General features: G+C 68.8%; 20 protein-coding genes. 5 read left to right on the forward strand and 15 right to left on the reverse strand.

All coding sequences use genetic code 11. From position 1 onward, the window contains the following. The first annotated feature begins 88 nt into the window (after positions 1-88). The 3 genes from U9J23_RS06295 to U9J23_RS06305 are packed head-to-tail and all read left to right on the forward strand — an operon-like array spanning position 89 to position 3,253. Complete coding sequence (locus U9J23_RS06295; RefSeq protein WP_059383036.1) at positions 89-1,483, forward strand: uracil-xanthine permease family protein; 1,395 nt, start codon at positions 89-91, stop codon at positions 1,481-1,483. Further along, on the forward strand, positions 1,464-2,519 hold the full coding sequence (locus U9J23_RS06300; protein ID WP_059383035.1) for an isopenicillin N synthase family dioxygenase: 1,056 nt from the start codon (positions 1,464-1,466) through the stop codon (positions 2,517-2,519). Before U9J23_RS06295 ends, U9J23_RS06300 begins: the two co-directional genes overlap by 20 nt. Further along, positions 2,516-3,253 (forward strand): alpha/beta fold hydrolase, encoded by a 738-nt coding sequence (locus tag U9J23_RS06305; RefSeq protein WP_059383034.1) that lies wholly within the window; start codon positions 2,516-2,518, stop codon positions 3,251-3,253. Before U9J23_RS06300 ends, U9J23_RS06305 begins: the two co-directional genes overlap by 4 nt. Before the next feature lie 96 nt (positions 3,254-3,349). On the opposite strand, the gene U9J23_RS06310 is transcribed toward U9J23_RS06305, so the two are convergent. From U9J23_RS06310 to U9J23_RS06325, 4 genes are all read right to left on the reverse strand, one after another. After that, positions 3,350-4,372 (reverse strand): BMP family protein, encoded by a 1,023-nt coding sequence (locus tag U9J23_RS06310; RefSeq protein ID WP_229580421.1) that lies wholly within the window; start codon positions 4,370-4,372, stop codon positions 3,350-3,352. 71 nt (positions 4,373-4,443) lie between these two features. Then, positions 4,444-5,406 (reverse strand): ABC transporter permease, encoded by a 963-nt coding sequence (locus U9J23_RS06315; RefSeq protein WP_059383032.1) that lies wholly within the window; start codon positions 5,404-5,406, stop codon positions 4,444-4,446. Then, positions 5,403-6,476: an ABC transporter permease gene (locus U9J23_RS06320; protein ID WP_145708290.1), complete on the reverse strand. Its 1,074-nt coding sequence runs from the start codon at positions 6,474-6,476 to the stop codon at positions 5,403-5,405. Before U9J23_RS06320 ends, U9J23_RS06315 begins: the two co-directional genes overlap by 4 nt. Beyond that, the gene (locus U9J23_RS06325; RefSeq protein WP_326601929.1) at positions 6,473-8,044 is read right to left on the reverse strand and encodes an ABC transporter ATP-binding protein; all 1,572 of its coding nucleotides are present in this window, start codon (positions 8,042-8,044) and stop codon (positions 6,473-6,475) included. Before U9J23_RS06325 ends, U9J23_RS06320 begins: the two co-directional genes overlap by 4 nt. Before the next feature lie 140 nt (positions 8,045-8,184). Here U9J23_RS06325 and U9J23_RS06330 point away from each other — a divergent pair, with 140 nt between their 5' ends. Continuing rightward, positions 8,185-8,757, forward strand: a complete 573-nt coding sequence (locus U9J23_RS06330) for a helix-turn-helix domain-containing protein (protein ID WP_186455382.1) — start codon at positions 8,185-8,187, stop codon at positions 8,755-8,757. An 88-nt stretch (positions 8,758-8,845) separates the two neighbouring features. Beyond that, positions 8,846-9,838, forward strand: coding sequence for an isopenicillin N synthase family dioxygenase (locus U9J23_RS06335; protein ID WP_326601931.1), 993 nt, complete (start codon positions 8,846-8,848; stop codon positions 9,836-9,838). On the opposite strand, the gene U9J23_RS06340 is transcribed toward U9J23_RS06335, so the two are convergent. From U9J23_RS06340 to U9J23_RS06390, 11 genes are all read right to left on the reverse strand, one after another. Beyond that, positions 9,802-11,295, reverse strand: coding sequence for an aldehyde dehydrogenase family protein (locus U9J23_RS06340; RefSeq protein ID WP_229580419.1), 1,494 nt, complete (start codon positions 11,293-11,295; stop codon positions 9,802-9,804). The two genes, U9J23_RS06335 and U9J23_RS06340, sit on opposite strands and share 37 nt — an antisense overlap. Next, positions 11,292-12,179: an aromatic ring-hydroxylating oxygenase subunit alpha gene (locus U9J23_RS06345; protein ID WP_229580417.1), complete on the reverse strand. Its 888-nt coding sequence runs from the start codon at positions 12,177-12,179 to the stop codon at positions 11,292-11,294. The genes U9J23_RS06340 and U9J23_RS06345 overlap by 4 nt, the downstream gene beginning before the upstream one ends. Next, entirely contained in the window at positions 12,176-13,726 is a 1,551-nt protein-coding gene (locus tag U9J23_RS06350; RefSeq protein ID WP_194699077.1) for a GMC family oxidoreductase, read from the reverse strand. The genes U9J23_RS06345 and U9J23_RS06350 overlap by 4 nt, the downstream gene beginning before the upstream one ends. Further along, positions 13,713-14,336, reverse strand: a complete 624-nt coding sequence (locus tag U9J23_RS06355; RefSeq protein ID WP_016693650.1) for a thiamine pyrophosphate-dependent enzyme — start codon at positions 14,334-14,336, stop codon at positions 13,713-13,715. The genes U9J23_RS06350 and U9J23_RS06355 overlap by 14 nt, the downstream gene beginning before the upstream one ends. Beyond that, on the reverse strand, positions 14,333-14,833 hold the full coding sequence (locus tag U9J23_RS06360) for a thiamine pyrophosphate-binding protein (RefSeq protein WP_016693649.1): 501 nt from the start codon (positions 14,831-14,833) through the stop codon (positions 14,333-14,335). The genes U9J23_RS06355 and U9J23_RS06360 overlap by 4 nt, the downstream gene beginning before the upstream one ends. Positions 14,834-14,868: 35 nt before the next feature. Beyond that, positions 14,869-15,456, reverse strand: coding sequence for a glutathione S-transferase family protein (locus U9J23_RS06365; RefSeq protein WP_194699078.1), 588 nt, complete (start codon positions 15,454-15,456; stop codon positions 14,869-14,871). Then, complete coding sequence (locus tag U9J23_RS06370) at positions 15,453-16,088, reverse strand: Rieske (2Fe-2S) protein (protein ID WP_194699079.1); 636 nt, start codon at positions 16,086-16,088, stop codon at positions 15,453-15,455. Before U9J23_RS06370 ends, U9J23_RS06365 begins: the two co-directional genes overlap by 4 nt. After that, positions 16,085-16,339, reverse strand: a complete 255-nt coding sequence (locus U9J23_RS06375) for a hypothetical protein (RefSeq protein ID WP_085468850.1) — start codon at positions 16,337-16,339, stop codon at positions 16,085-16,087. The genes U9J23_RS06370 and U9J23_RS06375 overlap by 4 nt, the downstream gene beginning before the upstream one ends. 353 nt (positions 16,340-16,692) lie before the next feature. Continuing rightward, positions 16,693-19,389 carry a molybdopterin-dependent oxidoreductase gene (locus U9J23_RS06380; protein WP_085468849.1) on the reverse strand — a complete coding sequence of 899 codons (2,697 nt, stop codon included), beginning with the start codon at positions 19,387-19,389 and terminating at the stop codon, positions 16,693-16,695. Beyond that, on the reverse strand, positions 19,386-20,228 hold the full coding sequence (locus U9J23_RS06385; protein WP_326601940.1) for an FAD binding domain-containing protein: 843 nt from the start codon (positions 20,226-20,228) through the stop codon (positions 19,386-19,388). The genes U9J23_RS06380 and U9J23_RS06385 overlap by 4 nt, the downstream gene beginning before the upstream one ends. A 5-nt stretch (positions 20,229-20,233) precedes the next feature. Continuing rightward, complete coding sequence (locus U9J23_RS06390) at positions 20,234-21,607, reverse strand: 8-oxoguanine deaminase (protein WP_085468847.1); 1,374 nt, start codon at positions 21,605-21,607, stop codon at positions 20,234-20,236. Positions 21,608-21,663 lie beyond the last annotated feature (56 nt).

Genomic DNA, 21,663 nt, shown 5'->3' on the forward strand with positions numbered 1-21,663 from the left:
AAACACGATGACTCGAGCCCGAAAACTTCGGCCCCCAAGCTGTATCCGGCACCGTATACAGCACTGCATCCGAAATGGGAGCGATCACATGACCTCACCGCACCCCGTCGACGCGCGACTACCGTTCCTCCGGCAGTTCGCGTTCGGCCTCCAGCATGTCCTGATCATGTACACCGGATGCATCACCGTTCCGCTGGTCTTCGGCGCGGCCGTCGGACTCGACCGCGACACCATCGCGATGCTCATCAGCGCCGACCTGCTGATCGCCGGTCTGATCACCATCGTCCAGAGCCTCGGTGTCGGCAAACTCGTCGGTGTCCGCCTACCCATCGTCTGCGGTGCGACCTTCGCCGGCCTGACGCCGATGATCCTCATCGCGAAGGAATACGGCCTGCAGGCCGTCTACGGCTCCATGCTGATCGGCGGCATCGTCGGTCTCGCCCTGGCCTGGCCGTTCGCCAGGATCATCCGGTTCTTCCCGCCGCTCGTCACCGGTGTCGTTCTCACCGTCGTCGGGATCTCGCTCATCGGCGTGGCAGGCGGGCTGATCGTCGGCACCGACCCGTCGTCGCCCACCTTCGCCTCGCCCACCAACATCGCCCTGGCCGTGCTCGTGATCGTCGTCGCCGTCGCCTTCCTGTGCCTCGGGCGTGGCATCTGGGCCCAGCTCGGAGTGTTGATCGCCCTTGCCGTCGGCACGGTCGTCGCGGTTCCGCTCGGCCTGATCGACCTCGGCGGCGTGGCGGGCTCGTCGTGGGTGGGTCTGCCCGCTCCCTTCCACTTCGGCGCTCCCGAATTTCCGATCACCGCCGTCGTCGCCATGAGCATCGTCATGGCCGTGGTCTTCGCCGAATCCACCGCGAGCATGCTCGCCGTCGCCGAGATCACCGGTAAGCGCGTCAGCAAGGGCGACATCGCCCGCGGACTCGCCGGTGACGGAGCGTCCGCTGTGCTCGCGGGTGTCTTCAACGCCTTCGTCGACACCGTCTTCACCCAGAACGTCGGTGCGGTGGCCACCACCCGTGTGTACAGCCGCTACGTCACCGCCACGTCGGGTGCGATCCTCGTGGTCCTCGGCGCGCTGCCGAAGGTGAGCTCGGTGGTCGCGGCGCTGCCGAAGCCGGTGGTCGGCGGTGTCGGCCTGATCCTGTTCGCCACCGTCGCCCTCGTAGGCATCAATACGCTGCGCTCGGTGGACCTGTCCGACCGCATCAACTCCACGATCGCCGCCGTCGCAGTGGGTGTGGGTCTGCTGCCCGAACTCGCCGAGGGCATGTTCGAGCGCTTCCCGTCCGCCGCGCAGATCCTGCTCGGCAGCGGCATCACCCTCGCCGCGATCGCGGCGTTCTCGTTGAACCTGCTGTTCAACCACACTCGTCTCGGGACACTGGCTCGCGCGTCCCGGTCCGGCACACCGGCCCCCGTCACCTCGGCCGGTACCACCTCTCCCCACGGAGTTGCCCATGAACCAGTCGCCGTCTGACGCCTTCGTCGTTCCCGCCGTCGACATCGGCCCGTACGTCCGGGCCGGCGAGGAAGCCGAACGCGCTCGTGTCGCCCGTGAGATCGACGAAGCCTGCAGCCGTGTGGGATTCGTCCAGATCCTCGGACACGGCATCCCCGATCCGGTGGTCGACGGCCTCGCCGCCGCCCTCGACGACTTCTTCGGTCTGCCGATGGACGACAAGCAGCAGTACCGGGTGGTCGGCGCGAACCGCGGATACAGCCCGCCGAAGAGCGAGTCGCTGAGCCTGAGCCTCGGCGTCGAATCCGCCAGCCGTATGAACGATTTCTTCGAGGCATACAACGTCGGCGTGGAGGCCCGGTCGTTCCCCCACCTGGACCTGTCGGAGGACGACTACGGAATCAACGTCTGGCCCGACGTCCCCGGCTTCGAGGACCGCGTGCAGACCTATTTCACCGAGGCCTCGCGGGTCGCGCGGACCCTCACCCGGATCTTCGCCGACGCACTCGGGCAGGCCCCCGACTACTTCGAACGGCTCACCGACCACTCGATCGATGTGCTGCGCATGAACAACTACGCGCTGCCCGAGGGCACCGTCGACCTCGACGGCGACCTCACCGGCATGGGCGAGCACACCGACTTCGGGATCGTCACCGTGCTGTGGGCCGACCGGGTCGCAGGGCTGCAGGTGCTCGGCTCCGACGGCATCTGGCACGACGTCGAACCGCTGCCCGGAGCCCTACTGGTCAATCTCGGTGATCTCACCGCCCGCATCACCGACGACCGGTGGATGTCGACGCTGCACCGCGTGAAGCCGCCGATCGTCGACGGCAGGATCCGGCGCCGTCGTTCGGTGGCGTTCTTCCACGACGGCAACGTCGACGCGGTGGTCTCCACCCTGCCCGAGTATGCGGGCCCGGAACCCTACGAACCCATCCTGATCCGCGACCACATCAAGGCGAAGCTCGCCGGGTCGCGGCACGGCAAGGCCAACACCGCCGCAGTACGGGAAGCCGCCCGTGTGCTGGCGGCGACGGGGGAGAACCGCGCGTGAGTCATATCGTGCTCGTGCACGGCGCCTGGGCCGGAAGCTGGGTGTGGGACACGCTGCTCGAACCGCTCCGCCGGGCCGGGCACGTCCCACACCCGCTCGCGCTTCCCGGTGTCGGATCATGGGGCGCCGACGACGTGACGCTCGACGACGTCGCCGCGGTCGTGGCCGACCACGTTGCCGGACTGGATGGCCCGGTGATCCTCGTCGGTCATTCCGGTGGCGGCATCGTCGTCACGCAGGTCGCGGAGATGCTGCCGGAGCGCGTCGCCAGGGTCGCCTACGTGGCGGGGATGATGCTTCCGTCCGGGGCCGACTTCGGGATGCTGTGCGACGGCATCGGTCTCGACGCGCCGGTGGGTATCTCACGCTGGCTCGAACCCACCGAGGACGGTCGCGGGACGGTCGTGCCCCCGGAGGCCGGCGCGGCGGTGTTCTTCCACGAGGCGGATTCGACCGACGCGATCGGAGCCGCACGCCGACTCGTGCCACAACTCGAAACCGCCCGGCTCATGGCACCCACCTGGACGCCGGAACGATTCGGCAGCCTGCCACGCCTGTACATCGAAGCGACACTGGATCGTTCGGTTCCGCTCGTCACCCAGCGGGAGATGCAACGCCTCACCCCGGGTGCGCAGGTCGTGTCGCTCGAGTCCGACCACGCACCACAGCTGTCCGCCCGCGACGACCTCGCGGCGGCGCTGGTGGAGTGGTGCGCGGAGCGCGTCCGAACATAGGCCGGATCTGTCGAACGAGACCGACGTCGTGTGCGAAATCCGTCGGGAAATCGCACACAACGTCGGTCTCGTTCGGCCTATCGGATGGTCTCGGGGTCAGTCGCCGCCCTTGTACTCGACCTCGAACTCACCGGCCATGATCTTCTCGCGGTACTCCTCGAACAGCGCCATCGCCTCGGGCGAGATCTTGTCGACGAAGGCCGGATTGATGACCACGTCCAGACCGCCCTCGGTGATGTCCACCTCGTAGTACTTCGCCGGGTCGACGTTGCCGGCCTCGACGTCGGCGATCATCGCGCGGAGGACCTCGTCGAGATTCCACACGACGGATGAGACGACGTTCTCGGGTGCCAGCGGGGTCTGATCCATTGTGTAGCCGGCGACGCCGACACCACGCTGCTTGGCACCCTCGATGGTGGCCGCGTCGACGCCGCACGTGGAGAACTGGTCGGCGCCCTGGTCGACGAGGGCGTTGACGGCCTCGAGAGTCTGGGCCGCCGCGTCGGACCATCCGCCGATGTAGGACGGACGCAACTGGATCTCGCCGGGGCCCTTGTAGGTCAGGCGGGCACCGTCGGCGAACGCCTCGATCTGGGCCTTGCACACCGGGATCTCGAAACCGGCGGTGCCGGCGAGGATGCCGGTCTTCGTCAGGTCGCCGGCGAGGATGCCGGTAAGAAATGAACCCTGGTAGAACGGCTGGCTGTAGTCGGCGAGGTTGGCGGTGATGTCGCCGAAGCCGCCGGGATAGGCGAACAGCACGTCGGGGTAGTCGGCGATGATGCCCTTGATGGGTTCGCCGTAGTTGAACGAGTGGCCGACGATGAGCTCGTTGCCGTCCTCCGCGAGATCGGTGACGATCTGGGCGATCTGCTCCGAGGTCGCGCCCGAATCCTGCTGCACGACCGTCAGATCGATGAGGCCTTCCACTTCGAGCTTCTCGGCGCCCTCGACCATGCCCTGATTCCAGCCGACGTCGTTGACCGGACCCGAAGTGATGATCGCGGCCTTGACGACCCCGTCGGCCGAGCCGCTCCCACCGGAGTCGGAACTCGAACACCCGGTCACGGCGGCTCCGACGACGGCGGCGGCCGCCACAGCGGTACCCAATTTCTTCACGTGGTTCTCCTCGGGGAAGGGAGGGCTCGCGACTACGAGCCCCATGACTGACGGGAAAGCTGACGGGAAAGCTATTTCGCGGGGACGAACGGGACGCCGAGCGCCTTCGGGGAATTGCTGCGCGAGAACCACACGGTGGTGGCGATGACCGCGAGCAGCGTCACGGCGTACGGCATGGCCTGGAACAGCTCGTACGGCACCGACGTGGCCTGCCCACCCGAGGCGGCCTGCACGCGCAACTGGAAGGCGTCGACGAGACCGAACATGAAGCCACCGGCGATGGCGCCGAGCGGATTCCACCGCGCGAGGATGACGACACCGAGCGCGATCCAGCCGCGACCACCGGTGATGCCGTCCTGGAAGAAACCCAGACCGTCGATGACGAGCGCGCCGGCCATGCCCGCTGCGGCCCCGGAGATCAGCAGCGTGCTCCACCGGGTGCGGGGGACGGAGACACCGACCGAGTCGGCGGCCTCGGGGCTCTCACCGGCCGCGCGGATCGACAGGCCGAAAGCCGTGCGGGTGAGTACCCACCACAGGACGACGACCAGCGCGAGCGCGAGGTAGACGAGCGGCGACTGTGAGAACACGATCGGGCCGAGCGCCGGCAGGTCGGACAGCACCGGAAGATCGAGGGGCGTGGTGCCCTGGATGCGCGGCGGTGTGCCGGTCACGCCGAACACCTGCAGGTACAGGAAGGACGCGAGTCCGGTCCCGAGGATCACCACCGAGATGCCCGTGATGATCTGGTCGACGGCCATCGTGATCGTCAGATAGCCGACGATCGCGGCGATCACCAGGCCTGCAGCGGCACCGGTGGCGGCGCCGAGCATCGGTTGCCCGGTGTAGTACACCGTCACGAACGCGATGATCGCACCGACCATCATCTGCCCCTCGATGCCGAGGTTCATCAGCCCCGAGCGCTCGGCGAGGCACGCGCCGGCGGCGGCGAGGATGATCGGCACCGCCAGGCGCAGCGCGGCGGTGAACAGCGGGACGAGCGCACCGGCGCCCAGGACATCGGACCAGTTCATCGGGCACGCTCCACGATTCGGTTGGCGAGCAGCACCGTCACGATCATCACTGCCTGGACGACGGTGCCGATGGACGCGGGGATCTCCTGGGTGCGCTGCACCGCCTGGCTACCGAGGGTGAGCCCGGAGACCAGCGCCGCGGCAAGGACGATGCCGAACGGATTGCGGCGCCCGAGCAACGCCACCACGATCGCGGTGAACCCGATCCCGGACGAAATCGCCAGGGACAGGCGGAACTCGCTGCCCAGCAACATGATCGCTCCGGCGATACCGCCGAGGGAACCGCTGATCAGAGCGGAGGTGACCACGGTGCGGGCGACGGAGATGCCGTTGGCCTCGGCGACGCTCGGGCTCTCGCCGACGATCTGCGACGCGAAACCGAACCGGGTCGAGCGCATGAGCCACCACACCAGCGGAACGGCCGCGATCGCGACGAACACACCGATGTGGATGCGGGTGCCGGGGATGGTCGCGAGCGCTGCCCAGTCGGGGATGCGCTCGGACTCGGGGGTGAAACCGTTGGGGTTGGCGAGGGGTTTGCGCACCGCCCACGCCAGTGTGTAGAAGACGAGGTAGTTGAGCATGAGCGACGAGATGATCTCGTTGACCCCGAGCCGCGCCTTCAGCACACCCGCGATGCCGCCGATGCACGCACCTGCGGCCGCGGCGGTGACGGCGACGATCGGGATCGCGATCCAGCTCGTCCCCAGCGGCATGCTCAGCACCACGGCCGTGGCGGTGATGGCGCCGACGTCGTAGTGTCCCTGCGCGCCGATGGTGATGAAGCCGGTGCGGTACGCGATCGCGTAGCCGAGCCCCATGAGCACGAGCGGCGTCATACCGGTGAGCAGGCGACCGAGCTGCGTGTCGCCGCCGAGTGCAGCGTCGAGCATTGTCGCGTAGGCCTGCCCCGGATCACCGCCCGCGAGGACGATGAGGATCCCACCCGCCGCGAGGCCGACGGCGACGGCGAGCAACGGCACCCCGATGGTGGTCGCGAGGCCCCGGATCCGCGACGCGGTGGGCGGCTCGGGTGGCGTCGTCACCGGTGGGCTGAGTGTGGCGGTCATGCTGCGGCCTCCTGGAATCCGCCCATGGCCGAGCCGAGGGCTTCGCGGTCGAACGGGCCTTCGTCGAACTCGGCGACGATCCGTCCGCGGTAGAGCACGACGATCCGGTCGGCGAGGCTGCAGATCTCGTCGAGATCGGACGAGATGAGCAGGATCGCGGCGCCCCGGGAGCGGTGTTCGACGAGGGTGTCCCACACGAATTCGGTGGCACCGATGTCGAGACCGCGGGTGGGCTGGGCGACGACGAGGACGTCGGGCTCACCGTCGAGGACCCGACCGAGCACCACGCGCTGCGCGTGCCCACCGGACAGGGTGCCGGCGAGCGTGCGCGGGCTCTGGGCCTTGACCGACAGTGCGGCGATGATGCGCTCGGCGCGTTCACGGACGGCGGTCCGCGACAGGCGTCCCCAGCGACGCGCGAGCGGGGGATCGGTGTAGCTGTCGATCGCGAGATTGGTATCGATCCCCAGCGACTTGATCAGTCCTCGGGTGTAGCGGTCGGCGGGGACGATGCCGACACCGGCCTCGCGCATCGCGCGGGGGGACGAGGCGTCGATCTCGCGTTCGGCGACGACGACCGCGCCGGTGGAGTCGGGGGCGAGCCCGGACAGGACGTCCTCGAGGGCGGACTGACCGTTGCCCTCGACTCCGGCGACGGCGACGAGCTGCCCGGATGCGACCCGGAGGGTCACGTCGTGCAACTGATCGGGGACGGACACGCCGACCAGTTCGAGCTTCCGGCTCCCGGCCGGTTCGGTGGCCGCGCGGCAGATGCCCAGTCCGACCTCGCGGCCGACCATGTCGCGGGCGAGTTCGGCGGTGGTGACGCTCTCGGCGCCGTCTCCGCGGATGGGGCGTTCGGCGACGAGCTGCCCTCCTCGCAGCACACCGACCCGGTCGGCGGCCTCGAGGACCTCCTCCAGATGGTGGGTGATGAGCACGATCCCGACGCCGCGTTCGGTGGCGAGTCGGCGGACCTGTGCGAGCAGTGAATGCACCTCGGCCGGGGCGAGATTCGCGGTCGGTTCGTCGAGCAGCAGGTAACCGGCGCCCAGGTGCAGGGCACGCAGGATCTCGACGCGCTGCTGCTCGCCGACCGACAGGTTCTCCACGCGTGCGGTGGGGTCGCAGGCGAGACCGGTGTCTTCGGCGAGGGCGGCGATCTCAGCCTCTGCGCGCCGCAGACGTTTCCGGCCGATCACTCCGGGGGACCGGCCGAGCAGGAAGTTCTCGGCGACCGTCATGCTCGGCACGAGCATGAAGTGCTGGTGGACCATGGCGATCCGCTCCCGGCCTCCGTTGGTGAGCGACTTTCCGTCCACCGCAATGGAACCGGAGTCCGGCGGGAGCAACCCGGTGAGGATGCGCATCAGGGTCGACTTGCCGGCGCCGTTCTCGCCGAGCAGCGCGTAGACCTCGCCGGGCCGCACATGCAACGACACGTCGCGCAGGACGGTGTTCTCACCGAAGGACCGGTGGATACCACGCATCACGACGCCCTCGGCGGAAACCGATTCTGTCGCTCCCGCGGCGGTGGTGATGCTCGCGGGCGAAGTTGCTGTCACCATACGGTGGGACCTTCCGAGTAATCGCTCTGTGTTAAGTCGAGACGATCCAGGTTCGTAATTGAGCGGCCGTGTCCGATTCATGACGATTGTGTTTCGGGCGGCGGGAGGAGATGAATTTCGTGATGCCGACGGAGAGTGCAGTGCCGGAACAGGATCGCGTCGCCAGGGTGGGCAGCGTCATCCGCTCCGTTCGCAGGCAGGAGGGCCTCACCGCGCGGGCGCTGGCCTCGCGCGCCGGGGTCAGTCAGGCGTTCCTCAGCCAGGTCGAACGGGGCCTCAACGCGCCCTCGCTCGCGACGCTGTACAGGATCGCCGACGCGCTCGGACGGTCGCCGTCGGACTTCCTCGATCCGGCTCCTGTCGACGACGTACTGGTCGTGCGTGCCGAGGGACGTCTCGCGCGGGCGGTGACGGGAACCCCTGCTGCACCGGTGACCTGGATGGCCCGCGGCAACAGAGCGATCGCCGAGGTGTACCAGTACGAGATCGGTCCGGACGACGACATCGCCGGTTGGTTCCGCCGCTCGGACGATCTCGTGCTGGTGATGACCGGCGGACGGCTCGAGGTGGAGGTACGCGGGCGCCCCGCGGTCGAGCTCGCGGAGGGGGACTGCCTGTTCGCCGCGGCGGGGACCGAGATGCAGTGGCGCCATCGGGGTTCGGAGACGGCGCGTCTGGTGTTGTGCGTCGGTACGCGGCCCGAGAATCCGTAACACGGTCCTCACCGCACCGAGACGGATCCGCAGTATCGCAGGAATTAACTCAGAGCGATCATCCGTCCGCTCTGTCCAGGAGTCACCCATGGAATCCCTGCCCCTCATCGATCTGCGTCCGCTGCGCGACGGGAGTGATCCGCGTGCCGTCGCCGACGCGCTCGACGCTGCGTGTACCGACCTCGGGTTCTTCGTCGTCACCGGTCACGGACTCGACCCCGACCTCCGCGCGGCGACGATGGAGCAGGCGCGGCGCTTCTTCGCGCTGCCCTTCGCGGAGAAGATGGAGATCGCGATCGCGAAATCCACCTGCCACAGCGGATACGTTCCGCCGAAGACCGAGACACTCGACCCCGTCGTCGGAGCCGACGGCAAGGAGGCCTTCGACATCACCACCGACCGCGCGGCGGATCATCCCGAGGTGGTCGCGGGCACGCCGCTGCACGGTCCGGCGCAGTGGCCGGCCTCGCTGATGCCCGACTTCAAGAGTGTCGCCGACGAGTACGCGAAGGCGTGCCTGGACATCAACGCCCACCTCATGCGCGGTCTCGCACTCGCTCTCGGTCTTGACACCGACGCCTTCGTGCCGATGTTCACCGACCCGCTCGCGTCGCTCCGTATGCTGCACTACCCACCCGTTCCCGTCGGCGACACCGCACTCGGCATCGCGCCCCACACCGACTACGGCTCGTTGACCCTGCTCGCCCAGGACGACATCGGTGGGCTGCAGGTCGCCGCGCGAGGTGGCGGGTGGATCGACGTGGTGACCCCGCCCGACGCGCTGATCGTCAACCTCGGCGACATGATCGCCCGGTGGACCAACCACCGCTACGTCTCCACCCGTCATCGTGTGCTGAATCCCACGCACGGGCACCGTTATTCGCTGCCCTGTTTCGTCACCCCGGACTACAACGCCGTGATCGAGGCGATCCCGACCTGTGTCGAACCGGGCGCGGAGCCGATCCACCCACCGATCGGGGCCGGCGAGTACCTGCAATCGCGGTTCGAAGCGACGCACGCGTACCTCGGGGCCCCGACCGACGGTCAGATCGACAAGCACACCGTCTTGGTCTCCAAGTAGTTCTCCAGTCCGGCGGCGCCGTTCTCGTAACCCCAGCCGGACTGCTTGTGGCCACCCTTGACCAGTTCGGGGGAGAAGTAGGAGTGGCAGTTGATCCACACGGTGCCGGCGCGGATCGCGTCGGCCACCCTGTGGGCCCGCGACAGATCCGACGTCCACACGCTCGCCGCGAGACCGTAGTCGGTGTCGTTGGCCCAGGTGATCACTTCGTCGGGGTCGTCGAAGGGGGTCACCGTCACGACCGGGCCGAAGATCTCCTCGCGCATCATCGGCAGATCCGGGGCGGCGTCGACCACCACGGTGGGCTCGTAGAAGCTGCCGGTCTCGCCCACCATACGACCACCCGTCACGACCGTGGCCCCCGCGCGGACTCCGTCGTCGACGTAGGACGCCACCGTGTCGCGGTGCCGCAGGCTCACCAGCGGACCCAGATCGGTGTCGTCGTCGAGTCCGTGGCCGAGCCGCAGGGTGTCCGCAGCAGCGGCGAGACCGTCGACGACCTGCTCGTAGACGCGCCGCTCGGCGTAGATCCGGGAACCGGCGACGCACACCTGCCCGCAGTTGGCGAAGATGCCGCGCGTGAGACCGGGGATCGTCAAGGGCAGATCGGTGTCGTCGAAGACGACCGCCGGGGACTTGCCGCCGAGTTCGAGGGTGAGTCGCGAGAGGTTGCGTGCCCCGGCCGAGGCGACGAGCTTCTTCCCGACCTCCGTGGACCCGGTGAACGTCACCTTGTCCACCCCCGAGTGTTCGGCCAGCATGCGTCCGACCTCGCCGCCGCCGGTGAGGATGTTGACGACCCCGTCGGGAATTCCACTCTGCGCGAGCAGTTCCCCGAACCGCAGGGCGGTCAGCGAGGTGTCCTCGGCCGGCTTGAGCACGACGGTGCATCCCGCGGCGAGCGCCGGCGCCAGCTTCATCGCGGCCATGAGCAGCGGCGAGTTCCACGGCACGATTGCGGCCACCACACCGACCGGTTCGCGCACGGTGTGCGCCACGACCTTCCGTCCCGGAGATGCGTAGGTGATCGACGGCGTGACGGTGGTCCCCGTGATCTTCGTGGCCCATCCCGCGTAGTAGCGGAACTGTTCGGCCGCGGAGGGAATCTCGGCGAATCGGGAGGTTGCCCAGGCCTTCCCCTGGTCGAGGGTCTCGAGTTCGGCGAGTTCGTCGGCATGGGCGTCGATGGTCTCGGCGATCCGCCACAACACGCGTGCGCGGGCCGCGGGGGTGCACGATGCCCATTCGTTCTGCAAAGCGCGGCGCGCGGCGGCGACCGCGGTGTCCACCTCGCCGGCTCCCGCCGACGCGAGTGTCGCGAGCGGTACGCCGGTGGCCGGGTCGATCGTCTCGAAGGGTTCGCCGGAACCGGGGACCCACCGGCCGTCGACGAGCAGCGATTTCGTGCCGTCGCGGAGGAAGTCGGCACAGTACCGGGGGAGGGCGGCGGTGATCACGTGTCTGCTCCTCGGGTATGGACGGGACGGAACGGCAGGGCGCCCCAACGCAGTCCCTTGGCCTTGAGCCAGCGCCGGTAGGTGACCGACGAGGCGTCGGCGCGGGTGGGGATCTCGTCGCGCGGATCGAGCGGCAGCAGCAGCGGACGCTGGTTCTCGACGATGATGCGGTCCTGCAGGAAGATCACCTGCTCGAACTGCACCAGCTCGGTGTGCGTGGAATCCGGGTCGACGAGGTACATCACCGGCTGTGCGCGGCACAGGGTTTCGTCGATCGGCTGGATGAACAGGGCGATCGCGTCGAGACGGGTGGGATCGGAGGGCGAGACCCGGTAGAGTATCACCTGATACGGATTCGGGACGCGGTAGGTCAGCTGTGCGAACGTGCCCTCGGAGGCCGCGGAGATCTGCGGCTGGAAGAACGTGCAGTCGGTGGCCCACACCTCGTCGGTCTCCCGGCGGATCTCCCACTTGTAGCGTGCGACCTCCGTGGCGGCCTCGCCGCCGAGGATGCCGGTGTGCACGAACGGGAAGTGCGCCATGTCGAGGAAGTTCTCGACCACCCGGCCGGGGGACGACCGGAGCGTGACCCACCCGCACGGCACGTAGCGCCGGTCGGGTTCGTCGGCCTCGTCGATGGGGAAGACGTCCTTCTCGGGGGTGCCGAGCGTGGTCCACACGAACCCGTATCGGCGTTGCACGGGAAGCACGGCGTCGCCGTCGTGCACCGTCGGTTCGCCGTCGGCGTCGACGCTGCACTCGATGTCGGCGCCGAGCAGGCGGGTGCGCACGACGGCCTCGGCGACCTCCTGTTCGGAACAGACCGGATACCACTGGTTCAGCACGACCGGGTCGTCGCAGCGTGTGGTGATGCTGGTCGTCACGACAGTCTCCTCTCGGTTCCGGTGATCAGCGCGGCCGCGCGCTCGGCGAGGGCGATCACGGGGGCGTTGGTGTTGCACGACGGGAGCACCGGGATGACGGAGGCGTCGACGACGCGCAGTCCGTCCACGCCGTGGACGCGCAGGTCCGGGTCGACGACGGCGTCGGGTCCCACGCCCATCGCGCACGTGCCGCCCGTGTGGAAGAAGGTCGCGCAACTCGCGCGGACGAAGGCCTCGGCGTCGGCGCGGCCGGGACGACGGTCCGGTGCAACGGGTGCCTCGACCAGATCCTGCAAGGCGGAGGTCTCGGCGAGGTCGAAGATGCGGTCGAGGCCGGCGACGAGGGCGTCGAGGTCGCGGGGATCGGACAGATAGCGCGGATCGATGATCGGTGCTGTGCCCGGATCCGCGGACCGCAGCGTCAGCTGTCCGACGCTGTAGGAACGCATGAGACCCGGGGAGATCGCGAAGACGTCGCCGGTGACGTCGTAGCGTGCGGCCACCTCCGGGGTGGCGTGCGCACCCTGGACGACGAAGGCGTGCAGATCGGGTAGGTCCAGCGACGGGTCCGAGCGCCAGTTCAGGATTGCCCCGCCGCCGTTGTCGCGGGCCGGTCCGAGTGGGTTGCGGGCCCGGAAGTTCACACCCATGAGCAGGGGGTGGTCCTGGAGGTTGCGTCCGACACCGGGAAGTGCGGTGTGGACAGGGATTCCGTGTTCCTGCAGGTGCGCGGGATCGCCGATCCCGGAGAGCAGCAGCAGGTGCGGGCTCGAGATCGCCCCGGCGCAGAGCAGGACTTCGGTGTCGGCACGGACCACGGTGTCCGTGCCTTCACTGCCGTACCGCACACCGACACACCGGTCGCCGTCGAACACCAACCCCGACACCGTGACGTCGGTGCGCACGGTGAGATTGGGCCGGGTCCGCGCCGGATCGAGATAGGCACGGGCCGTGCTGACGCGATGGCCGTCGTCGATCGTGAGGTTCGCCAAGGAGGCGCCCTCGATGTCCGGTCCGTTGCAGTCGTCGAGCACGGCCATGCCGAGTTCGGCTGCGGCGTCGAGCAATCCGGCGGCGATGGGATGAGGGTCGGTGGGTCGGGTGATGCGCACCGGGCCTCCGGCGCCGCGGAAGGCGGTGGCGCCGCCCTCCCAGTCCTCGGCACGGCGGAACCAGGAGAGCAGCGACGCGAAGTTCCAGCCCTTCGCGCCGGCGGTCTCCCACGCGTCGTAGTCCGAGGGGTGCCCGCGATACCAGAGCATCGCGTTGAGGCTGCTCGATCCGCCGAGAACCCGGCCGCGGGGGATGGGCACGGCGCGACCGTCGAGCAACGGGTTGGGCGCGTAGCTGTGCCCCCAGTCGTAGTCGCCGCCGAGCAGTCCCGCCCAGGTCGCCGGCGCGTCGATCGAGGGGAGGCCGGCGTGGTCCGGTCCTGCCTCGAGGAGCAGCACGGTGGTGTCGGGATCCTCGGTCAGGCGGGCGGCGAGGACGCACCCCGCCGACCCGCCACCGACGACGACGTAGTCGAATCCGTCAGTTGTGTTCACTGGGACCCATGATGGTGATGCCCTCCGTCGCCTCCACGTGGCGAACGAAGATGTACTTGTCCTCCCGGCCGTCGCTGTGCTTGCGCTTGATGCCCGGCTGCACGACGCTCGAGACCTTCGCGACGAGCACGTACGGCTCGTCGGCGGACAACCCTGCGACGCAGTGCTTGTCGAACTCTTCGAGGGTCTCCGCGGTGTAGGCCTTCTCGATTCCCGCTCCGCGGGCGATCGCGGCGATGTCGACCTTGCCCTTCGCCGTGTGGGTCGGTGGCCCACCGATGGACTGGTAGCACTCGTTGTCCCACACCACCGTGAACAGGTTGCGGGGCTGCTCGTTGGCGAGGGTTGCGAGGATGCCGAGGTTGAACAGCATGCCGCCGTCGGTGTCGAGCGAGACGATGCGGCGGTGGGGCAGGCCCACCGCGAGACCGAACGCCTGCGGGGTCACGCAGCCGAGCTGCTGCTGGAACAGGCTGGCCTCACGCATGTGCGGGGCGGCGTTGTACCACTCGTCGACGCTTGCGCCGAGGGAGAGGATGACGAGTTCGTTCTCGAGCCGGGCGGCGAGTGCCTGCATGCACTCGAATCGGGTCATGCGCATGGTGGTCATCGGACGAGTCCTCCTCCGAGGGCGATGGCGGAATGGTGGTAGGCGGAGTAGGACCACTCGAACGCGTCGTGGATGGCGCGTTCGATCGCGTCCTCCTCCCGCACGATGCGGTACGGGATGCGCAGGGCGTCGAGGATCGGCTCCATCGTGATGCCGTGCGGCACGGCCCACCAGTTGTTCTCGCCGAGTTCGCCGCGGTAGCTCATGAGCATGATCACCGGGATGCCGGCACCGAGGCCCATGCGGGCGAGGGGTTCGACGGACGCACGCAGGCCGGAGTTCTCCATGATGAGTGCGGCACGCTTGCCGGACAGGAAGATTCCGCCGCAGATCGCGGCGCCCTCACCCTCGTTGGTGACCTGGATGGTGCGGATGGTGGGGTGCGCGTCGAGGGCGGGGTAGAGCTCCTTGAACAAGGAGTCGGGCAGGTAGCACACGGTGGTGACGCCGGCCTTCTCCAGGCCGCGGATCACCGCGTCGACGGTGGACTGTTGCATGTGGCGTCCTTTCGGAATGTGGGCAGTCGGAAAGATCAGGGGAAGACGGGGATTCCGGGCATCTCCACGAAACCGGGGAGCTGCTTGATGCGCCGGATCCAGCTGCGCAGGGCCGGGTAGCGGTCGTGGTCGATCCCGATGTCCCGGCTCAGGGCAGCGGCGGGGAACAGGGCGATGTCGGCGACGGTCGGCAGGTCGGCGGCCACCCACGCTTCGTCCGTCGTGCGGGCGGCGAGAAGGTCGTCGAGCGACTGGACCACCGCACGAGCGGCCGTGGTGTCGACGGGATCCGTCGTGTACAGCGACTGTTCGCGGCAGGAATAGAACTGTTCGAGCGGTCCGGTTGCGAAGTCGATCCAGTCGTCGGACGTTGCGGACCATACGGTTCCGTCGGCGAGGTGGACGAGGACATCGACCGAGCCGACGAGCGCCGTCGTTCCGGTCTCGAACACCGGAAGTTCGCCGGTGGGGGTGAGCTCGCGGTAGGGCGATTCGAGATGGGCGCCACCGGGGAACACGTCGACCGGTTGCACCCGATGTTCGACGCCGAGCAGCGCCAGCGCCAGTCGCACCGAGTAGCACCGAGGGTCGAGCGGGAAGTCGTGCAGCACTGGGACGCTCACGAGGCCACCACCTCTCGAGCGGACGACACGGAGTCGCGGAGTTCGTGCAGCCGCAGGACGAGGGCGTTCACGGTGTCGGCCGGGACAATGCCGGCGGCGACGACGTGCACGGCCGTGGTGTGCGCGTCGATCGTCTGGATGCCGGCGATCACGTCGGTTCCGTCGATCATGCCGGTGGCGACGGCACCTGATCGGTCCAGGCCGAGGAGGGAGAGAGCGGTATCCGGATCGCCGTCGATCCACACCGACCGGACCGGGGTGATCGCCGTGTCGGGAACGTCGGGTGCGTCGCCGGCATCGGTGGGTGCCACCCACACGAATCCGGCGCTCTCGACGGTCCGATACTGCTGCGGCTTCACGGTTTTCGGCGGCTCCATCCGTGGGTGGGCAGGGACGTGCCTGCACGCGCCGGCGCCGTCGAACTGCCACCCGTGGTAGAGGCAGACGAGGCGGTCCTTGCGGACGAATCCGAAGGACAGGCGCATGCCGCGGTGCGGGCAACGGTCGGCCCACGCGTGCACGGCGCCGTCGGTGCCGCGCCACAGCGCGACGGAGTCCCCGTCGACGGTGGTGCCGGTCGCGGTGCCGGGCTCGATGTCGCGCGCGAGAGCGACGGGAGTCCAGACGGTCATGGGGTCGGGTTCCTCTCGGTCGAAGTGAGATCGAGGACGACATTGGTGCCGGGGGCGAGGGCGCAGGCCGTTTCGAGGGCGTCGACGAGGTCGGGTTCGCCCTCGGTGCGCAGCTCGATGAGATGCCGGGTCGCCGTGACGACGGTGGCACGTACCTGCAGCAGATCGGCGCGGGCGGCGACGAAGTCCGCCATGGCTCCCGGATCGAATCGTCCTACCAGCGTGAGGGTGGACGAGATCGTGCCGCACATGTCAGCAGTGGGTGCGCCGGCCGTGGAAGGGGCTCGGTGTGGGGGAACATCGCATGGAAACCTCCGGGGACGTGGGGTGCTTCGTCTGCGACGGCCCTCGCGCCCGTCACCGGAGAGTCCTCCTCCGGAGGGGAGCTCCGGATCGTTCACCGGCACTGGGCCGGACGGACATCATCGGTTCGATTCCCGATGTGGTTCAGTACTTTACACAGCGCGGTGGGTCGAAACGACCCCGCTGCATCAACTTCGTGTTACAGCTGCGTTGCGTGTCCGGCCGTACAGCGAACGAGACCGATGTCGTGTGCGAAATCCGGCCGGAAATCGCACACAACACCGGTCTCGACGGGTCGGGGTCACTGCATGAGGCGCCAGATTCGGTCGCGGGAGAGCGGCAGCTCGTGCGGTCGCACCCCGATGGCGTTCCGCACGGCGTTCGCCAACGCCGGGGCCACCGGGTTGAACGGGGCCTCGCTCATCGACTTGGCGCCCATCGGCCCGAGTTCGTCGTAGGTGTCGGCGAAGTAGACCTCGGTACGCGGGACGTCCGCGAACTGCGGAATGTGGTAGTTGCGCAATACATCCGTCGTCACACGACCCGCGTCGTCTGTGATGATCTCCTCGTACATCGACGCACCGAGCGCCTGCGCAGCGCCGCCTTCGATCTGCCCACGGCACTGCTCGGGGTTGAGGACGGTGCCGGCATCGGCGGCCTGGACCGAGCGGAGGATTCGCACCTCACCGGTGCGGATGTCGACGGCGACGCGGAAGGCCTGCACGTTGAACGACAACGACCGCGGCAGACCGCCGTGCCTGCCCTCGGCCCGCAACCGGCCACCTGCGACCTCCAGTAACTCTTCCGGCGTGACGAGACGATCGCCGCACCGCATGCCGTCGACCTGCAGTTCGGCCTGCTCCGGGTCGGTGGCGGTCAGCTCCGCGGCGGCCTTGGCCATCCGGCGTCGCAGTTCGTGGGAGGCTGCCAGCAGGGCCTTCGATGCGACGACCGTGCCCGACGAACCGAACGCGCCGGTGTCGTGGGTGGTGACGTCGGTGTCGGACTGGTGGACGACGATCCGGTCGGGGGTGGTGCCGAGCGCCGTGGCCGCGATCTGGGTGTGGATCGTGGTGGTGCCGTTGCCGAACTCTGCGGTGCCCACCCGGGCGAGATACCGGCCGTCGGGCAGAAGTTCGATCGATGCCTCGGAGATGTGCCCGTTGGGCGGGTTGGTCGCGATCATCGCGAGCGCCATGCCCTCGCCGATCCGCCAGTGATCACCCGTCGGCGCGGGCCGGCCACCGGTGCGCGCCATCGCGCGTTCGGCAAGATCGAGGCACTGGTCGAGTCCGTAGCTGCCGTACGTCAGGTCGGCGCCCTCGGGATGCGCGGCAACCAGCGGGTCTCCCGGCACGATGATGTTGCGGCGCCGGAACTCGTACGGGTTGATGCCGAGCTTTCCGGCGAGTTCGTCCATGGCGGACTCCACGGCGAAGATCACCTGGCCGAGGCCGTAACCGCGGAAGGCGCCCGACGGCCGGTTGTTCGTGTACACGGATTCGGCGTCGACGCGCTTGTTCGGGCACCGGTACACCGCGATCGACTCCGTGCAGCCGTGGAACATCACCCCGGGGGTGTGGTTGCCGTAGGCGCCCGCATCGGCGAGCACGTCGATCGCGAGGGCGGTGAGGACGCCGTCGGCGTCGGCGGCGAGGGTGACGTCGACCCGCATGGGATGCCGGCACGGAGCGACGGTGAGCTGATCGGAGCGGGTGAACTCCCACTGCACCGGGCGTCCCGTCTTCAGGACCGCCGCCGCGACGACGTCCTCAATCAGCATCTCCTGCTTGGCGCCGAAACCGCCGCCCACCCGGGCCGTGTGCACGCGCACCCGGTCCCGGTCGAGTCCGAAGATGTGGCACAGCTCGTCGCGCACCAGGAACGGAACCTGGGTGGAACTGCGGATGACGAGCCGTCCCGTCTCGTCGAGATGCCCTATGGCTCCGTGCGTTTCGAGGTGGGTGTGCTGGACGCGGTGGGTCTGCCAGCGTCCCTGCACCACCACCGCAGCGGAGGCGACCGCCGCGTCGACGTCCCCGCTGCTGCCGTGAATCGCGGCGACGACGTTGCGTCCGGGATCGGCGATGCGCGCGTCGGCGGACTTGTCGGCGTGCAGCAGGGGAGCACCCGGCTGCCGGGCCTCGTCGGGATCGAGGACGAAGGGCAGCTCCTCGTACTCGACGTGGATCGACTCGAGCGCCTGGTGCGCGATCGCCGGGCTTTCGGCGACCACCGCAGCGACCCGCTGTCCCCGGAAGCGCACGACCCGGTCGAACAGGTAGGTGTCGTCGGGATCGTCGTTGCGGTTCTCGTGACGGGCCGTCGAATAGGCGGTGGCCGGGGCGTCGCGGTGGTACAGCACCGCGTGGACACCGGGGAGCGCCTCGGCGGCCGAGGCGTCGACGGAGACGATCCGCGCATGGATGTGGGGGCTGCCGAGGACGGCGATGTGCAGCAGACCCTCGACGGTGGTGTCGAGGGTGTACGGCTCGGTACCGGTGACGACGCGCGTCGCGGCAGGCGCGCGCTGCGAGCGGCCGCACGACGGGCCGTCGACCTGTTCGACGTTGGTGCGCGACCGCAGGGCGTCCTCGATCGAGCGGTAGCCGGTGCACCGGCACAGGTTGCCCTTCAGTCGTTTCGGCAGGTCGTCGAGATCCTCGTCGGTGAAGGTGGACGCGGTGACGATCATGCCGGCGGTACAGAAGCCGCATTGGAAACCGGCGGCGTCGGCGAACTGTTGTTGGACGGGATGCAGGTCGCCGGGGGTGCCCAGACCGGCGACCGTGGTGACCTCGCGACCCTCGACCCGCACGGCCGGGACCACGCAGGAGTGGACGGGTTCGCCGTCGAGCAGGACCGAGCACGCGCCGCAGTCGCCGGCGTCGCAGCCCTTCTTGACCTCGAAGTGTTCGGTCTCGCGCAACAGGGTGCGCAGGCACTGGCCGGGCCGGGGGTCGACGTCGCGTTCGCGGCCGTTGACGGTGAGTTTCACGGCTGAACCTCCGTTTTCGGCAGTGCAGTGTTCGACAGTTCGGTGCGGATCTCTTCGGCGAGAACCGCGGTGACAGCACGCCGCCAGTCGGCGGCGCCGTGCGCATCGGTGTAGTAGCTCGTCGCGGGGATGAGACGGGCCAGTGCGTCGGACAACGCCTGTGTCGACGGGACTTCCGTGAACCGCAGGAGATATGGACGCACCGTCGACGCGGTGATCGACAGCGTGACACTGCCGTCGTCGTCGCGGCGTCCGATCACGACGGCCCCCGAACGTCCCAGCGGAGAGAGGGCGATCTTGCGGAAGACCGTGCGGGAATTCAGAACCCGCAGAGGAATCCGGATGCTCCGCAGGATCTCTCCGGGTGCGAGGGCGTTGGAGGCGACTCCGAGGACGAAGTCGGCCACCGGGATCCGCCGTTCGCCGCCGTCGATCGTCCAGATCACCGCGTCCGCGTCGAGTGCGGTCGCCAGCGAGATCATGGCACCGGCGGGGAAGGACAGGCAGATGTTGCCGCCGACCGTGGCGCGCTTCCAGATCTTCCACGACGCCAACAGTGCCTCGGCGCACTGCCGGAACAGCGGTGCCGCAGTATGTTCCGTCTCGTCCGAGAGTGCGGCCATCTGTTCGACCGTGCAGGTCGCGGCGATCTCCAGGGCATCGGGATGCCGGGTCACCGCGGGCCAGTCGAGACCGGACAGGTCCACGAGTCGGTGCAGGTGCGGTTGCGGTTCGGAGAACAGCCAGGTGCCGCCGCCGAGCGGGGCCGCGCCCTTCTCGAAGGTCAGATCGGCGCGGTCGCGGGCGATGTCGTAGGCGGTGATGTTGTGCAGATCCATCGCCTTCACCCCGCCTTGGCGACCAGCGCGGCGTGTTCCGCCGCGACCTGCCGTGCCACGACGTTCTCGTCGACGGTGCGGACCTCGTCGCGGACGACCACCTCGCGGCCGTTGATCAACAGCAGTTCGAGAGGAGGTGTGCTGCCGAGGACGAGGGCCGCGACCGGGTCGGCGATGCCGGAGTGGGCGAGGCCGTCGATCCGCCACAACGCCAGATCGGCGAGCTTGCCGGGCTCGATCGATCCGATCTCGTCCTCGCGTCCGAGGACCCGGGCGCCGCCGATGGTGGCGAGTTCGAGGCTCTGCCGCACCGTCATGGCGCGGGGGCCGCTGCGGGCACGGGCGAACAGTGCGGCGTGGTGGGCCTCTTCGAGCATGCAGCACGACTCGTTGCTCGCGGCACCGTCAACGCCGAGGCCGAGCGGCACGCCCGCGGCGTAGAGGTCGGCGGCGCGGGCGATGCCGGCACCGAGCCGGGCGTTCGAGGTGGGGCAGTGGGCCGCACCCGTACCCGACGCGGCGAGCACACCGATGTCACGGTCGTCGAGGTGCACGGCGTGCGCGTACCAGACGTCGGGTCCGGTCCAGCCCAGCGACTCCATGTACTGCACGGGCTTGCATCCGAACTTCTCGAGGCAGAAGTCCTCCTCGTCGAGGGTCTCGGCGAGATGGGTGTGCAGCCGCACCCCGAGATCGCGGGCGAGCAGTGCGGACTGCTTCAGCAGCTCACCGGTCACCGAGAACGGTGAGCACGGCGCGAGCGCGACCCGCAACATCGAATCGAACGACGGATCGTGCCAGCGGTCGACGGCCTCACGGCTGCCCTCGAGGATCGCGTCGATGTCCTCGACGATGTGATCGGGCGGCAGACCCCCGGCGCTCGCACCGAGGTCCATCGACCCGCGGCAGGGATGGAAGCGGATACCGACCTCGGCCGCTGCGGCGATCTCCGCGCCGAAGACGTCACCGCCCTCGCGGGGCACGACGTAGTGGTGGTCGGTGCTGGTCGTGCATCCGGTGCGCACCAGATGCGCGAGTGCGCCCTTGGCCGCGACGTGCACGGCGTCGGCGTCGATGCCACCCCAGACTGGATAGAGGGTGGTGAGCCATTCGAACAGGGTGTGGTCGGCGGCGAGCCCACGAGTGATCCATTGGTACAGGTGGTGGTGGGTATTGATCAGACCGGGGGTGAGCACGCACCCGGTGCCGTCGACGATCTGCGCATCGTCGTAGCCGGTCGGTTCGCCCGACCCGACCGCGACGATCCGGTTGCCGGAGACGACGACATAACCGTCGCGGTGTTCGGCGCGAGCGGCGTCCATGCTCACCACGTGTGCGCCGCGGATGACGAGCGGCCGGGTGGTGGGATGCGCGTGCATAGTCGACTCCTCGGATCGTCGGGAGTCTTCAGTCAACTGCGCCGAACAGATGTACC

Source organism: Rhodococcus sp. PD04, from assembly GCF_035918275.1.
Classification (GTDB): Bacteria; Actinomycetota; Actinomycetes; order Mycobacteriales; family Mycobacteriaceae; genus Rhodococcus; species Rhodococcus rhodochrous.